Genomic DNA, 15,580 nt, shown 5'->3' with positions numbered 1-15,580 from the left:
TGCATCAGCTCTGTTTTTCACTGTCGAGAGCACCTGCATCTTTTCCAAAGTACATAAAAGACAGCAGGTAGCAGAGCAGAGTGACAGCTGCCGCGGTGCCAAACACATATTCATAGCTTTCCGTGAAAAGAAAAATTGAGCTGGAGACAGACATTCCGATTGTGCCACCCAGCATTTGAGAGGTGATCATAACACCACTCGCCTGCCCCTTTTTCGTCAACTCAACCGAGTCCACTGATGACTTCATAGATGGTAGGAACAACAAGGGCATTGCAGCTCCCCATGCGAGTAGTGCCGGAAGCAGCAGCCAATAGTTATCCTGTGAGATAAAGACTGTTAGCCAAAGCGTAGAACTGGACAGCACCAGCAGCCCCCACATGGCCGGCGTACGAACACCAAACTTATCGACGCAAACACCACTCAAGCCAGCTGTTGCAGCATTCATCACGACTGCCGACATCAATGCCAAACCTGCAAAGAACGGAGCAAAGCCGAGTTTATCCTGAAAGTACAAAGCTCCAAAAATGAACATTGCAATCTTGGAATATTGCGCCTGAAAGACCACAAATGCCGCAACTGCGAAGGAAGGCTTCTTGAAGAAACGCACTTGAATGAGCGGTGCTTTTATATGCAGTTCATTCCAGAGGAAGATGGCTAACGCGGACACCCCAACAACGAATGACAAGACGATATCTCTTGATGTCCAGCCCCATTCCGGCGCTTGCATGATGGCCAGCACGAAGAAGAAAAGCCCCACAAGCAATGTGATGATGCCGAGCCAGTCAAATGAGTAATCCGAAAGGCTTTTATCCTGTCCGTGTGCAATGCGCCCTTTCAACGGAGCAAATGCGATAACCAAGCAGACGATCAGAACAAAGGGTGGGTTGATCCAGAAAATCCATCGCCAAGAGAAATAGCTCGTGAAGTAGCCACTCACGAGTGGCCCTGAAGACAGAAAGATAGTGGCGATTGAGCCGAACACGCCCAATGCAAAGCCTCTGCCTTCAGGTGGGAATATGCGTGAAATAGCAACAATGGGCAGAGGGAACATGATTGCAGCGCCAATCCCCTGCACTACACGCGCGCCTACGAGGAAGCCTCCGTTTGGAGCAAGACCACAGGCCAGCGACGCTAGACCGAAGATGATCATGCCAGAGAGGATGAGGTAATTGATGTTCACCAGATCAGCGAGTTTGCCACCCAGAGCCACCAAAGCTGCGAACATCAACAGATAGGAATTCACCACCCAATGGGCTTGAGTGAGTGTCATACCAAACTCTTCTGAGATGGTTGGCAGAGCCAGACTGACGACTGTTTCATCCAACAAAGCGAGCCCAAGGATGAAACTCATTGCAGCCAGCAGCATCCACCGATGCACAACGGATGGCATGCAAGTATCTTTGGGGGGATGTTGGAGTAGCTCCGTCATTGGCACTAGCACCTCGCAGGCTAGAGCCGACAGGCACAGCCATTTTCAAGAGTTTCTAGCTATCACAGAGGAAGGAAGACACCTAAGAGCGTACTTTGGTACACGCTTAGCAGGGTGCTAAGACTCAAGAGACAATTATGCCGATCTCTCGAGCCTCAGCTTCGTTAATTCTGGTTTTTATTCACCCAGAGCAAGACCTTCGCGGCGTGGATCTACGCCACCTTGCAGGCCATCTGCCGTGATCACAATTCCATGAAGGCCAGAATTGAGGTCGCGAATATTGGTTTTGTAACCCATGGCATCCAGAGCTGGCTGCAGCTTTTCAGCGGCGGTGCCCTTCTCGAGGTCATAGGTACCAAAGCGATTGACCAGATGCGGCATAGAGATCGCCTCCTGAATGTTCATACCCCAATCCAGGTTCGCAACCAGTGTTGTTGCAACATAGCCAATGATGCGGCTGCCGCCCGGAGATCCAACAACAACGAATGGTTTGTCGTCCTTCATCACGATTGTCGGAGACATGGATGAGCGCGGACGTTTGCCCGGCTCAACGCGGTTAGCAATCGGCACACCGTCACGATGCGTACGGAACGAGAAGTCCGTCAACTCGTTGTTGAGCAGGAAACCATTTGTCATCAGACGTGAGCCAAAGCCGTTCTCAATTGTGGTCGTCATGGAAACAGCATTGCCGTTTGCATCTACGATTGAGAAATGACTGGTTGATGGCAGTTCAATGCTCTCATCGTCAGCCAGCAACATGGCGTGATCCCAGGTTGGGTTCCCCGGCACCACCTGCTCTTTTGACAATGCTTTGTCACCACTCAGCAACTCTGCGCGCTCTTTGAGGTAAGCAGGCGCAACGAGGCCTTTGGTTGGCATTGGCACATAATCACTGTCCGCCATGTAGCGACCGCGATCAGAGAAGGCGAGACGGGATGCATCACCAATCAAGCGCCATGCATTTGGATCGCCTGAGTTCATGGAAGGCAGGTCATAGCTGTTGAGCTGACCGAGGATTTGACCAACAGTCAGAGCGCCAGAGGATGGTGGGCCCATGCCACAAACTTCAAAGGCGCGGTATTCTGCACAAACAGCGGCACGCTCTTTAGTTTTGTAGTTTGCCAGATCCTCAAGAGCCAATTTACCCGGATTGCCCTTAGCGGACTGAACAGTCTCAACGATGGACTTTGCAATATCTCCGGAATAGAAGCCGTCCGCTCCATTTTGAGAAATTGCAGTCAGTGTCGCTGCATACTCTGGGTTTTTGAGCAGGTGCCCAACTGGCAAAGGAGTGCCACCCGGCAGGAAGTAGTTTTTCGTTGTTTCGAAACGAGAGAGGCGCTCTTGATCATTGGTGATCAAAGCGTTCAGGCGTGGCGAAACTTCAAAGCCGTCTGTTGCGAGTTTGATGGCAGGTGCAACCAGATCTGCCCATGGCAGAGAGCCCAAATTCGCATGAGTATCATACAGCAGCTTTACTGTGCCTGGCGTTCCTACAGAAAGGCCGCCAACAACTGCATCATAGAATTTGAGCGGTTCGCCGTTTTCGTTTTGAAACAATTCTGGTGTTGCGGATACAGGCGCTGTTTCACGACCGTCATATGTGGTCAGCTCGCCCGCTTCTGCGTCGTAATAAACGAGGAAAGCGCCACCGCCGATCCCGGAGGATTGAGGTTCAACCAATCCCAACATGAGCTGCACAGCAACCATTGCATCAATGGCGTTTCCGCCAGCTTTCAAAACATCAAAACCCGCTTTTGACGCATGAGGGTTTGCAGCAACCACCATAAACTTCTGTGCGGTTACCATTTGCTTGTCGGAGATGCCGCTTGCCATTTCCGGCGCAATACTGTCCGCCGCCTCCTGCGCTTGCGCAGGTAAAGCAAGCCCTGCTGCCAATACGGCAGAGACCCATAGTTTCTTCATTATTTTCCCTCCTGAAGCGGGCAAATTCCCGCTGATTAGACTAGCTCTTCAAATTCACTTTCATTCTTCAATGCAAAATCCAAAATTCCACGCACATGTTCCGTGGTGCTATCAATGACCGGAGCTGAAATATCCTCCTGTCCCACCAACAGTCCAAGCTCTGTGCACCCCAGAATGACACTATCTGCACCTTGGTCCTGTGCTTTTCTGACAATCTGCAAGAGTGTGCGGCGAGAATCCTCATTAATCTGGCCCCGACACAACTCATTATAGGCGATATCATGGACGACGGCTTGCCCTCCATTGTCAGGGATCACTACCGATAATCCGTAGTTATCCTGCAATCTTCTGATGTAAAAATCCTGTTCCATAATGTAGCGCGTTGCAAGCAAAAGTGGTTTCCTGCGTTTTACCTTTTGAATGGCATTCGCAGTTGTTTCAGCAATATGAATGAATGGGATCGTCAAACCATCCTGGATGTAGGAGGCGACTTTGTGCATTGTGTTCGCACAGATCACAATGCAATCAGCACCGGCACCTTCTAATTTCAGCGCCGCCTGTTTTAGCAGGTTACCCGCTTCTTCCCACTCTCCGTGTGCAAGAAGCAACTCGATCTGAGAAAAATCAAAAGACCATAAAACCAACTCAGCAGAGTGGAGTCCGCCAAGCCGTAAACGTGTTTGCTGATTAATCAGTCTGTAATAAGTAGCAGTGCTCTCCCAGCTCATTCCTCCTAATAAGCCAATCGTTTTCATATATTCCTCGACATGCAATACTCGTCGTAGGAACTATGTTGGCAAATTGCGCCGACTTAGAGAAGGTCGTTTTTTGTGCAATTGAGCTGGGAGACCTAATTTAAGGCACTCTGCAGGTGATGTCCTCGCCGTCTTTCGCTTCACAACATGACCATTCGGTGTAATCTTCCAGGCATGCCTCACCACCTACAGAGCGGCGATTGCAGAGCTTATTCGTCTGGAAGGTGTAGCGATCATCCGCATCGATATCAGTAAATCTATGAATGGGTCCGTTGGGAGCCTCCGGTCCAATTGTGACCTGAACTTCGCAGAGTTCGGTATCAGTGGTATCCAGAGTGATAGATGTCGCATTCGCTTTCTGACCTAGCGCTAACACTAGGAAAAGAGCCGAAAATACGAAGAGGCCAAACCAGAGGGGGCGCTTAAAACACAGGGACATTATCTTCACCTTTAGTATTTTTCTATTAAAATTGAATAGAAATTACCTATTCAATTCCGAGGTAAAGGTAGCTATCGCCGGTAAACTTAAGCCGCAAAGTGGACGATGAATTTTCATAAGATTACAGTAAAGTAACCTAGGATAATTCTATTGCCACTTAGTCATGTTCACGCCGGGATCAATTCCTAGTGTATTAATGCCGCGAGCAGCAATTTCTTTGAGCATATCCGCTTTGTTTTGCATATCTGCATAAAATGGAGGCACCGGCGGTGCGATAATTCCACCCATCCGAGTCACCTTGAGCATCGCCTCCAAATGTCCCTCATGCAAAGGTGTCTCACGCGGGACGAGAACCAACTTGCGGCGCTCTTTGAGCACAACATCAGCAGCACGTGTGAGCAGGTTGTCTGAGAAAGAATAGGCCACACCTGATAGTGTACGCATGGAGCATGGCGTGATGATCATACCGTCAGTGTGGAACGAGCCGCTTGCAATAGCGGCTGTCATTTCATCAGGTGCGTAGGTGATGGATGCAAGCGCTGTAAGCTGCTCAACACCATCCTTGCCAAACTCATGTTCGACAGAAGCAACAGCTCCTTTTGAATGCACCAGATGCGTTTCGACACTCAGCGCTTTCAGGATTTCCAGCGTTTTCAGAGCAAGTTGAGCTCCGGATGCGCCCGATACTCCGACAATGATACGCTTCGTCATGCAGCCTACTCACTTCCTTCAGGAGAATTCTTTATCTCTGAAGGGGTGATAGCATCCTTTGGTTGATCCTGGTTTTGTTTTTTAGGCAAGCCACCGGGGAACAGTTCATCCCAGCGATCTTCAACCTTCTTGGTCAGCTCTTCCGGCATACGCATCACTTCTGGCCAGTCAGTGCGCGTTTCTGATCCGATTTTGGTCGTTGCATCAATACCAAGTTTGCCTCCCAGACCCTCCAAACCAGATGCAAAATCCAATGTGTCGACAGGCGTGCGATCCAGAACAACGAGATCACGAGATGGGTCCATGCGGGTGGCAACGGCCCACATCACATCGCTCCAGCTTCTGCAGTCTATGTCTTCATCAACGGTGATGATCAGCTTGGTCATGGTGAATTGAGGCAGCAGCGACCACATGCCCATCATCACGCGGCGTGCCTGACCGGGATAACTTTTTTTGATCTTGAGAACTGCAATTCGATAGGAACACGCCTCAGGCGGGAGCCATAGATCGACGACCTCTGGAATTTGTTGTTTCAGCAATGGCAAGAAAACATCGTTCATAGTTTCAGACAGGACTGCAGGTTCGTCTGGCGCTCTGCCGGTGAAGGTGCTCATGTAGACTGGATCCTTGCGGGCGCGGATACCCGATACTTTGAAAACTGGGAACTGATCAGGGTCGTTGTAGTAGCCGGTGTGGTCCCCGAATGGGCCTTCCTCAGCTGTTTCTAATGGTTCAGCAAAGCCCTCCAGAACGATCTCAGAGGATGCTGGCACATGCAGGTCAACGTGCTTACATGGGATCAGCTCTGGTCGTCCGCCGGACAAGACACCGGAAATCATCAGTTCGCTTACATCGGAGGGTGTTGGTATGACAGCTGACAAGATTGTTGCAGGATCTGCACCGATGACAACGGCAACCGGCATACGCTCGCCACGAGCCTGCCAGAGGCGATGGTGGGCTGCTCCACCACGCATGGTGAGCCAGCGCAGGATTGCTTTGTCTTTGCCGATGACCTGCGCACGATAGATACCCAGATTGTACTGAGAGGGATCATCTTTTCCCGGTGGACGCGTTATGACAATGCCCCATGTGATCAGCGGGCCGGCATCGTTTGGCCAACACATCTGCACAGGGAACTGTTCCAGATCAACCGGCATGTCTATCAGTGGAGATGACCGCAAGCGTTTTGGACGAGCTGCCCAAGCTGCCTTAGCAACAGGTAGCGCATCGATGAAGCCTTTTAGGCCCTTTGGCGGTTGCGGCGAGCGAAGATAGGCCAGAAGTTCACCTAGGGCCGGAAGCTCATCTGGTGCACAGCCGAGCCCTAGAGCGACGCGCTCTCGCGTGCCGAACACATTGGTCAGAAGCGGCATATTGCTGTGCGTTCCCGAACATGTGATCGTATTATCAAACTGAAGCACGGGACCGCCCTGCTCAATCACCTGACGATGGATTTCTGTCGCTTCAAACTGAGCTGAGACCGGCGCCTTTACTCTCACAAGCTCCTGCTGTGCTTCCAATACATTGAGAAAGCTGGAGAGTGTCTCGAACTTCTTTTCGGTACGCCAATACATGCCAATTCCAGATTACTAGGCAAACTCGGGATCTGTTCGCTGGGTTAACACACATTTGAAGGGTGTTGTCGCTCTGGTCCTTGACCTCCATCAATGATGAGTTCCGCTAGGATTAATAGGAGAGGATACTGATCAGTGGAGATTAAAGTATGTTCTTTAAACCGGACCGAGGCCTGTTTCCTCCTGCCCTGCAAAAAGCTCTCGGCATATTGCCGGTTCCTCCGCTTGGCTTTGCTCTGACCCGAGCTGTGCGTCGGCTTGCCCATAATCGCCCAGACCTCTTCGAGCGTTTGGACACATACAAACGCACGCATTTCATAATCGACCCGATTGATATCCCGCATGTCTTCCGCATGATCCCGAATGGCGAACATGCAACGGTTGAGATGTTCAAGCGTAAAGATGCGCCTGATGGTGCGGCGCGTATTTCTGGACCACTCATCGTCTTGTTGGGACTGGTTGATGGCACCTACGATGGTGATGCCGTTTTCTTTACCCGCGATCTGGTGATCGAGGGTGACACGGACGCTGTGCTTGCGCTTCGCAACACCATGGAGGAAGCCGATCTCTCTCCTGCTGAGTTCCTTGGTTTCAATGGTCGCCCACGTGAAGTCGTGGATGGAGCGACCAACAAGACATTAGATCATCTGCGCCGACTACTCGACGCACCAACTGCCACTTCCTGATTGCCGCTGCAGGGTGAAGGCGCCCTGCGCGAACCAAGTGGTTCACTCTGTTATTTTCTGGAAGGTGTTTTATGCTTGGACAGCGCAACGATAATAATCCGTCACTGGAGCTTGTTTGCCCAGCCGGTACACCAGCTGCTCTTAAAGCCGCCGCAGAAGCGGGCGCACACAGCATTTACTGCGGTTTGCGCAACGAAACCAACGCTCGAAACTTCCCCGGTCTGAATTTCTCTGAAAAGGAGCTGAATGCCGGGGTTCGCCTCGCTCACAAGCACGGTTCGCACGTTCTTGTTGCTGTGAACACGTTTGCCCGGGCGGGTGACACACACATCTGGAAGCGCGCGGTTGATGCTGTTTCTGCATCTGGTGCTGATGCGATCATTGCTGCCGATATTGCAGTGCTTGACTACGCACAAGAGAAGCATCCGAACCTGCGTCTGCACCTTTCCGTACAAGCTGCTGCGGCAACACCGGAGTCAATCAGCTTTTATCAGGATACCTTTGGCGTGCAGCGTGTGGTTCTTCCACGTGTCATGTCCGTTGAAGAAATCGTCAAGCTCAATAAAGAGGTCACGGTCGAGACTGAAGTCTTTGTGTTTGGCGGCCTATGCGTGATGACGGAAGGGCGCTGCGCTTTGTCTTCATACGCTACAGGCAAGTCTCCAAACCTGACTGGCGTTTGCTCCCCTCCAGGCGATGTTTCTTACGACGAGGACGGCAGCAATCTTTATGCCCGTCTGGGCGGCTTTACCATTGATGGTTTTGGTGAAGGCGAAACTGCTGGATACCCAACGCTTTGTAAGGGACGCTTTAAAGCAGAGGGAGAAACCTCCTACCTGTTTGAAGACCCTGTTAGCCTGAATGCTGCAAGCTTGTTGCCGCGCCTTCAAAAAGCAGGTGTGACCGCAGTTAAGATTGAAGGTCGCCAGCGCGGTAAAGCCTACATTTCACAGGTAGTGAAAGCCTTCCGTGCAGCTGTTGATGCCATGGATGCAGGCGGCAATGCGGAAGAAGAAGTTTCAGCCATGTTGAGCGCAATGACAGAAGGTGGACGCGAAACCACCGGCGCCTACAAAAAGATCTGGAGATAAGGACCAATCATGAGCAAGATCGAACTTTCCATTGGTCCTAACTTCTTCAACTGGTCCAACGAAAAACTCGTCGACTTTTATGCGCGTGTAGCAGATGAAGCTCCAGTTGAGCGCGTTTACATTGGCGAAGTTATTTGTGGCAAACGCATGCCGTTTAACGACAAGGTGTGGCCTGAGATTTATGAGCGCCTCACCAATGCAGGTAAAACAGTTGTCTTCTCAACGATTGCGCTGCCCGTCACCATGCGTGATCGTAAGTCCATCAATGCCCTTTCAGCAGATTGCGAACTGGTAGAAGCTAACGATATTGCGAGTGTTCATAAACGCTCTGGTGAACCTTTCGTTGGTGGGCCGTTCCTCAACATCTACAATGAGCAGACAGCGAAGGTTCTCATAAACCTGGGTATGGAAACGTTCTGCCCGCCCGTTGAACTGCCGATCAAGTCTGTTGAAGCGATTGCGCAGGCTCTGCCAGATCTCACCATCGAGCTGTTTGCATTTGGTCGTCTGCCACTGGCTGTCTCTGGTCGCTGCTACCATGCACGCGCTCACAAGCTGCATAAAGATAACTGTCAGTTCATCTGTGACCGTGATCTTGACGGCATGGATGTGACGACACTGGATGATCAGAAGTTTCTTGCAGCGAATGGTATTCAGACACTGTCTCACAGTGTTCAAGCCATCACGCTTGGCCGCGACGAGCTTTTGACAAAAGGCGTTGGCCGCTTGCGTCTTTCACCGCATGATATTGATATGATTGCGATTGCCGAGATCTATCGTGATCTTGTTGACGGAAAGATTGAAAGTACCGAGGCCGTAGCACGTCTGCAAACACAACAGCTGCCAGGTGCGCTGGCAAACGGATATGTGACCGGAAAACCCGGACACCTCTGGGAAGCAGACTAAGATTTCAGGAAAGGCGGGGCTTCGGTCCCGCTTTTAGTTTGACGGGACCATTCCGCTCATCACGTCAAAGATCATTTTACAGATTTGCTCTGCGGCCTCAGCACGCAAGCTTTTCTGAAACTCGACAGCTTCCGCCGCTTTGCCTTCTTTGATGAACTTCAACAGCTCCCAATGCTCTTGCGCGGAGTTGACAGGGGCACCATGCGCTTTCAGCAGCATGTTGCGTGCGCGTTGCGATCTGTCCCAGAGCTGTAGGAAGACAGTTTCCAGATGCACGTTGCCGCTAAACTTGACGACATCCTCGTGAAACTTCTTGTCAGCAGATGTCCAAACGCTGAGGTCTCCACGTTCAAGTGAGAGATCCATCAGGGTAACAGAGTCCTCCAGTGCACGCGCCTGCTTTTCGCTAATTGGCTTTTCAGCAAGCTTGCGAATGGCAAGTCCTTCAACAACTTCAAGGATCTCATAGATCTCTGAGATATCGCCGACGGTGATTGGAAGAACGCGCATACCCTGACGCGGGCGCATTTCCACGAGCCCGTCTTTCTGCAGCATTAGCATGGCCTCACGCACTGGCGTACGGCTCATTTCCAGCTGGGTAGCCGCTTCCTGCTCGAGCACCTGCGTACCCGGACCGAGCCGGTTTTCGAGGATTGCTTGCTTCAGTTTGCGATAAGCGATGGAGACGTTAGACGTGGACGAAGGCATTTCCAAAAGGTGAGTTCGAGTAAAGATCGTTTTTCTCTATCACCCCCCTTCTGCATTGTCGATATTTCCGCTAAGTCATGATAAATTGCATTGCACATATAAAATTAATTTTATCTATAGAACCCATAGGGTTCGGCCATTTACTCTAATCAGAATTGATTATTTAAAACCACGCTTAATCCGTGGGTTATCCCTGCCAAAACGTGACTGCGTAATACACAAACAGGTATCGGGCAACTTTGCCGATTGCGACCAGCACCAGAAAGTTCATGAATTTCATGCGCAAAGTGCCGGCAATGAGTGTGAGTGGGTCGCCAATGATTGGCACCCATGCGAGCAACATTGAGGCTTGTCCATATCGCTTAAACCAGCGCACAGCTTGCTTGAATTGATGCTCTTTTACCGGGAACCACGACCGGTCTTTATAGTGAGACAGAAAACGTCCGCAATACCAGTTGAACACTGAGCCGGCGACATTGCCCAGCGAAGCCGATGCGATCAAGATCACCGGATCCCAGCCTCCCGCTAGTAACAAGCCGCTGAGGACTGCCTCTGATGAGCCCGGAGCTAGCGTGGCAGCTAGAAATGAAAACGCAAACAAGCCACCATAAACACCAAGAGCCACGAGCATCTTAAGAAAAACTCCAAATCACTTGAGCAGTAATATTTCACAGCATATTGAGCCATCCTCCTGTGCACGCTATGAAGGGGCTCGTTTTGCTTGAGCGCATTTTTCCGATCAATTGCAACTAATTAAATGGAAAGCGCTGAAGGAGCTCTATGCTAACACAAACAATTCGGAAATAAGGCATTCCGACTAGTTCTGGGGGAGAACATGGATAAACAACAGAAAATAAGTGTTGTCGACATGCATACAGGCGGCGAGCCGCTTCGTATTGTAACCGACGGCTATCCGGAGATCCCCGGCGACACCATTTTGGCAAAGCGTCGCTATGCACGAGATAACCTTGACCACCTCCGGCATTTTTTGATGTTTGAGCCTCGTGGTCATTTCGATATGTACGGCGCGATCCTCGTTGAACCGTCTCACCTGGATGCTCATTTTGGTGTGCTCTTCATTCACAATGAAGGTTACAGCACCATGTGTGGTCATGCGGTGATTGCTCTGGGGCGATACGCAATTGATCATGGGCTGGTTGAGGCCAAGTCGCCCATCACTGAAGTGCGCATTGAATGTCCTTGTGGGTTGGTTGTTGCTTCCGTCGAGGTCGATAACGGTGTTCCTGATGCAGTCTCCTTCCATTCCGTGCCAGCATTCCTTCACTCCCGCGACGTGACGGTTGATGTGAAAGGCATGGGTGAGCTGACCGTCGATGTCTCCTATGGAGGCGCATTTTATGGTCTGGCGCCTGCTTCTGCGTTTGGCTTGGATGTACAGAAATCCCGAACACGTGATCTGGTTGATGCTGCAAACGCCGTTAGCAATGCTATCCGTGCAGCAGTGACGCTTCAGCATCCGGATGATGCTGATCTTGCATTCCTGTATGGAACTATCCTGACAGATGGAAATGACGCTTACAGCGCTGACCCAACTGCGAACATCTGCGTGTTTGCTGACAGCCAGGTAGACCGCAGCCCAACCGGGTCCGGTGTAACCGCACGATTGGCTGCACAAGCCGCTAAGGGTCTGATTAGCAAAGGGCAGACGCGGCGATTTGAGAGCCTGATTGCAACAAGCTTTGAAGGCACTTATTTCGCGGATGCCAAATGCGGACCACATGATGCAATCATCGCGCAGGTAGCAGGCAAAGCACATTACAGCGGAGAAGCAACCTTCTGGCGGGAAAATGATGACCCTGTTGGTAACGGCTTCCTGCTGAGATAACTCTCTGTAGTTTTTCAGGTTTCGATGAAGTTTCGAAAAATAACAGGCTCCGCTTTCTCACCAGAGAGCGGAGCCTGTTGTTTTTTGCTGGAAATGCCTGCGGGTTAAAGCTAGAAAATACGAAGAAATTCAAAAAGATAACCGAAACTTTTCGGTAGCAATCGGGGGTGATCAGCAATGGCAGTTGATCCTAAGCGTTTTCTGAGTGGCCTGTTTCATGCGGCCATTGAATCCGCTCAACCTGAGAAATGTATCCCGAAGTTCTTACCTGACACTCCCAAAGGACGGCTCATCGTTATTGGTGCAGGGAAGGCCTCTGCAGCCATGGCACGGGCCGTAGAAGATAACTGGCAAGGAGATCTCAGCGGTCTCGTAATCACTCGTTATGGCTATAACGTTCCCTGCAAGTCCATCGAAATTATTGAAGCTGCGCATCCAGTGCCTGATGACGCGGGATTGGCTGGTGCCAAGCGCATGTTGAAGCTTGTTTCTGATCTTTCTGCTGATGACACAGTTCTCTGCCTCATTTCCGGTGGCGGTTCTTCGCTCCTACCTTTGCCGTTTGAGGGGCTTTCGCTGGAAGACAAGCAGTGCATCAACAAGGAGCTGTTGCGGTGTGGCGCTACGATCAGCGAAATGAACTGTGTGCGGCGACATCTCTCGCAGATTAAAGGGGGACGTCTGGCTGCTGCGTGCCATCCTGCTAAAGTGATTAATCTACTGATCTCCGACGTTCCGGGTGATGATCCGATTAACATTGCGTCTGGCCCAACGGTTGCAGATCCAACCACGTGCGCAGATGCGATGGCGATTGTGGAGCGGTATAAGATTGGGTTGCCTGTAAGAGCATTGGAGGTTCTTGAAAGTGGCGTTGGTGAAACACCGGATAAAAGCGACCTGCACCTCGGATCTGTTGAGACGCATATGATCGCTACACCGCAGTTGGCGCTGGAAGCCGCAGCATCTGTTGCCGAGAAACAAGGTGTTCCAGCTTATATATTGGGTGACAGCGTTGAGGGTGAGGCTACGGATGTAGGTATTGTGATGGCCGGGATTGCCAAGCAGGTTGCCTCGCATGGACAGCCGTTCAAAGCCCCTTGTGTGTTGCTTTCTGGTGGTGAGACGACAGTCACGCTCAAGGGCAATGGTCGTGGAGGGCGGAATGTGGAGTTCTTGCTCTCACTGGCGGTTGCATTAGATGGCCAGCAGGGTGTCTACGCGCTCGCTGGAGATACAGACGGTGTTGACGGGATTGAGGAGATTGCAGGGGCTTACTGTGATCCCTCTACCCTACAAAGAGCCTGGGGCAAGGAGATCAATCCGCGGCTGTCACTTGCTGACAATGACGGGCACGGGTTCTTTGAAGCAATTGGCGACAGCGTCATCACTGGCCCAACTCTGACAAACGTGAACGATTTTCGTGCGATCTTGATAAGATAGTGCCCGAAGCTCTTTAAGTCTCTGCGAGCCTCGGGCAACAAATTAAGGACCCCAGGCTCTGACGCCCTCAACTTTTATTGGACGAACGCGAGCACATCCCTGACTCATAAGGGTACGTTCAACATCTGCATTCGAATATTCACGACCTTGAATCGCAGGAACTCTAACAGTCCATGGACCTGCCGCCGCTACAGGGTTCTCACCTTCAATCCGTGTTCTGTTGGGCAGACATCCCAAGATATAGTTGCGCATGGTGTCTACAACTGGGTTACGCCCCCTGCCACCAAATCGGAATTCAAGTACGTGATCGGATGCAGCATACGCAGGTGTTGTTGGCATCGCTGTCAGCCCAGTTACAATAATCAGCGCTGTAATGTGGCAATATTGTCTTAGTTTCATTTTTTTCTTCTTTATTCTGTTTAACAGACAGAAGCATTTTGCTTCGCAAGCTAAGACGAGTAACGCTGACTTTTGTGAAACTAGATAAGCTTACAACACGCCAATACGATTTCAGATAATGTAGATCATTCGCAATATCGATCAGATCGTTCAGGGCAGTAGACGTTTAAGCACCTCTCATCCATAATTGGATGATGCTTGATACGCTCAGTGACATCCTCACCCGCCTTTCCGTCAAAGGCACGCTTTACTTCCGCACCTCCTTTACGATGCCGTGGGGCGTTGCCGTGCCTTCCTTTGAGAATGTAGCCCGCTTTCACTTTGCCCACCGAGGGGATTGCATGGTGCGGGTGAAGGAGACCGGCAAGAAGGTGTTGCTCGCTCAAGGTGACTTGTTGATCGTTCCTCATGGTGCTGCGCATGACATCTATTGCGGGCGCTCTGAAGAGGAAGTCATCCTGCCGCTGGATCGTGTTCTGGAGCTTTCCGGTTACAACGGCGAAGGTGTGTTGGTTTACGGCGGAGAGCAGGATAAACGTGAGACGCAATTAATTTGTGGTCACATCTCGCTAGCTCGCAATGCTCGCCATCTCATCTTTGATCAGCTGCCTGATTACATCCATATATCAAACTACGGTGAAGCTGCTGGGCGTTGGATGGAGGCTACACTGCGGCTGATCGGAGATGAAACACATGGCACGCGCCTTGGCGGTGATCTGATCGCACTAAAAATGACTGAGGTTTTGTTTGCTCAGGCACTGCGCAGTTTCATTGAGCAGGAAGGTGAAAAGCACCTCGGGCTTGCCGGGTTTGCTGATCCGCAGTTGAGTAGAGCGCTGGCAGCCTTTCATAAGGCGCCTGCGCGCGAGTGGAGTGTAGAGGGTCTAGCGCGGGAGGCAGGTCTTTCGCGAACAGGATTTGCGACGCAGTTTTCCAGCAAGATGGGCCTTACGCCCATGCAATACCTGACCAGTTGGCGCATGCAGATTGCTCAGCAGGGCTTGGTTGATGATCAGATGAGCGTGTCTGAAGTGGCAGCGCTTGCCGGGTATGCTTCTGAATCTGCATTTACGCGGGTTTTCAAAAAGGAAGTGGGTTTAACACCAGCAGCGTATCGCACATCTCATTGAATAAAATCAGCTTAATTGTTCCATATTGATATCCATTCTGAACGATCTGCATATTTCTTTGAACGTCCTGAAATTGAGCAAAACGGGGGCTTCTCCTAATCTGACTGTGCCTAAAACGAAAGACCGACACAGTCAAAAAGGAACCCTGTCATGTCCCTCCGTTTCGTTACAAAAAGCATCCATGCTTATCTGGATTATCCCGTTGCCTTTGCGTTGATCGGTTTGCCCTTCATTCTTGGTCTTGGAGCAGCCAACCCATTGGCACTCTGGCTATCGGTTGGCACAGGCGCAGCAGCGTTGATCTTGACGCTTCTGACAGATCATCAGTTCGGTGTGCTCCGTGTGCTGCCTTACAGTTTACATCTGGCCGTTGATGGAGCAGTTGGTGCGCTCTTCCTGTTGGCTCCTTTCCTCTTCGGCTTTACCGGCCTGGACGCCGCTTACTACTTCGCAAACGGCTTGGCGGTTGCGATTGTTGTGAGCTTGCACAAACCAGAGACTGAGATGGCAACAGCTTGAGGCAAAGCCCTCCACTGCTTG

Annotated in this window: 16 protein-coding genes; 7 read left to right on the top strand and 9 right to left on the bottom strand. The window is 51.0% G+C overall.

Annotation, left to right across the window (positions count from 1 at the left end; all coding sequences use genetic code 11):
* Positions 1 to 4: 4 nt before the first annotated feature.
* The 6 genes from PsWM33_RS09990 to PsWM33_RS09965 form a co-directional block, all read right to left on the bottom strand.
* Positions 5 to 1,390, bottom strand: coding sequence for an MFS transporter (locus PsWM33_RS09990; RefSeq protein WP_244276680.1), 1,386 nt, complete (start codon positions 1,388 to 1,390; stop codon positions 5 to 7).
* Positions 1,391 to 1,606: 216 nt separating this feature from the next.
* Positions 1,607 to 3,355, bottom strand: coding sequence for a gamma-glutamyltransferase (gene ggt / locus PsWM33_RS09985; RefSeq protein WP_063300114.1), 1,749 nt, complete (start codon positions 3,353 to 3,355; stop codon positions 1,607 to 1,609).
* Positions 3,356 to 3,390: 35 nt separating this feature from the next.
* On the bottom strand, positions 3,391 to 4,110 hold the full coding sequence (locus PsWM33_RS09980) for an aspartate/glutamate racemase family protein (RefSeq protein WP_063300113.1): 720 nt from the start codon (positions 4,108 to 4,110) through the stop codon (positions 3,391 to 3,393).
* Between the two features lie 100 nt (positions 4,111 to 4,210).
* Entirely contained in the window at positions 4,211 to 4,549 is a 339-nt protein-coding gene (locus tag PsWM33_RS09975) for a hypothetical protein (protein ID WP_057461653.1), read from the bottom strand.
* A 147-nt stretch (positions 4,550 to 4,696) separates the two neighbouring features.
* Positions 4,697 to 5,260, bottom strand: a complete 564-nt coding sequence (locus PsWM33_RS09970; RefSeq protein ID WP_063300112.1) for a UbiX family flavin prenyltransferase — start codon at positions 5,258 to 5,260, stop codon at positions 4,697 to 4,699.
* Between the two features lie 5 nt (positions 5,261 to 5,265).
* Positions 5,266 to 6,834, bottom strand: coding sequence for a UbiD family decarboxylase (locus tag PsWM33_RS09965; RefSeq protein ID WP_063300111.1), 1,569 nt, complete (start codon positions 6,832 to 6,834; stop codon positions 5,266 to 5,268).
* A gap of 149 nt (positions 6,835 to 6,983) precedes the next feature.
* Between PsWM33_RS09965 and ubiT the strand changes: the two genes are divergently transcribed.
* The 3 genes from ubiT to ubiV all read left to right on the top strand — a co-directional run bounded on the left by ubiT (position 6,984) and on the right by ubiV (position 9,517).
* Positions 6,984 to 7,520, top strand: a complete 537-nt coding sequence (gene ubiT, locus PsWM33_RS09960; RefSeq protein ID WP_057461648.1) for a ubiquinone anaerobic biosynthesis accessory factor UbiT — start codon at positions 6,984 to 6,986, stop codon at positions 7,518 to 7,520.
* Positions 7,521 to 7,591: 71 nt separating this feature from the next.
* Positions 7,592 to 8,611 (top strand): ubiquinone anaerobic biosynthesis protein UbiU, encoded by a 1,020-nt coding sequence (gene ubiU, locus PsWM33_RS09955; RefSeq protein WP_057461646.1) that lies wholly within the window; start codon positions 7,592 to 7,594, stop codon positions 8,609 to 8,611.
* Positions 8,612 to 8,620: 9 nt separating this feature from the next.
* The gene (gene ubiV / locus PsWM33_RS09950; RefSeq protein ID WP_063286599.1) at positions 8,621 to 9,517 is read left to right on the top strand and encodes a ubiquinone anaerobic biosynthesis protein UbiV; all 897 of its coding nucleotides are present in this window, start codon (positions 8,621 to 8,623) and stop codon (positions 9,515 to 9,517) included.
* Between the two features lie 33 nt (positions 9,518 to 9,550).
* On the opposite strand, the gene PsWM33_RS09945 is transcribed toward ubiV, so the two are convergent.
* A complete protein-coding gene (locus tag PsWM33_RS09945; RefSeq protein WP_057461644.1) occupies positions 9,551 to 10,225 on the bottom strand; it encodes a GntR family transcriptional regulator in 675 nt (224 codons plus the stop codon).
* 187 nt (positions 10,226 to 10,412) lie between these two features.
* Complete coding sequence (locus PsWM33_RS09940) at positions 10,413 to 10,856, bottom strand: YqaA family protein (protein ID WP_063286598.1); 444 nt, start codon at positions 10,854 to 10,856, stop codon at positions 10,413 to 10,415.
* A 204-nt stretch (positions 10,857 to 11,060) separates the two neighbouring features.
* Here PsWM33_RS09940 and PsWM33_RS09935 point away from each other — a divergent pair, with 204 nt between their 5' ends.
* Positions 11,061 to 12,071, top strand: a complete 1,011-nt coding sequence (locus PsWM33_RS09935) for a proline racemase family protein (protein WP_063286597.1) — start codon at positions 11,061 to 11,063, stop codon at positions 12,069 to 12,071.
* A gap of 177 nt (positions 12,072 to 12,248) precedes the next feature.
* A complete protein-coding gene (locus PsWM33_RS09930; RefSeq protein ID WP_063294165.1) occupies positions 12,249 to 13,511 on the top strand; it encodes a glycerate kinase type-2 family protein in 1,263 nt (420 codons plus the stop codon).
* Positions 13,512 to 13,553: 42 nt separating this feature from the next.
* Here PsWM33_RS09930 and PsWM33_RS27130 read toward each other — a convergent pair whose 3' ends face one another.
* The gene (locus PsWM33_RS27130; protein ID WP_153039921.1) at positions 13,554 to 13,910 is read right to left on the bottom strand and encodes a hypothetical protein; all 357 of its coding nucleotides are present in this window, start codon (positions 13,908 to 13,910) and stop codon (positions 13,554 to 13,556) included.
* Between the two features lie 194 nt (positions 13,911 to 14,104).
* On the opposite strand from PsWM33_RS27130, the gene PsWM33_RS09925 reads away from it, so the two are divergent.
* Entirely contained in the window at positions 14,105 to 15,040 is a 936-nt protein-coding gene (locus PsWM33_RS09925) for an AraC family transcriptional regulator (RefSeq protein ID WP_063300243.1), read from the top strand.
* A gap of 150 nt (positions 15,041 to 15,190) precedes the next feature.
* Complete coding sequence (locus tag PsWM33_RS09920) at positions 15,191 to 15,559, top strand: hypothetical protein (RefSeq protein ID WP_063297294.1); 369 nt, start codon at positions 15,191 to 15,193, stop codon at positions 15,557 to 15,559.
* Positions 15,560 to 15,580: the final 21 nt, after the last annotated feature.

This window comes from Pseudovibrio sp. WM33 (assembly GCF_001623165.1).
Lineage (GTDB): Bacteria > Pseudomonadota > Alphaproteobacteria > Rhizobiales > Stappiaceae > Pseudovibrio.
The sequence above is the reverse complement of the archived record's forward strand: the minus strand, read 5'-3'. Positions and strand labels throughout refer to the sequence as shown.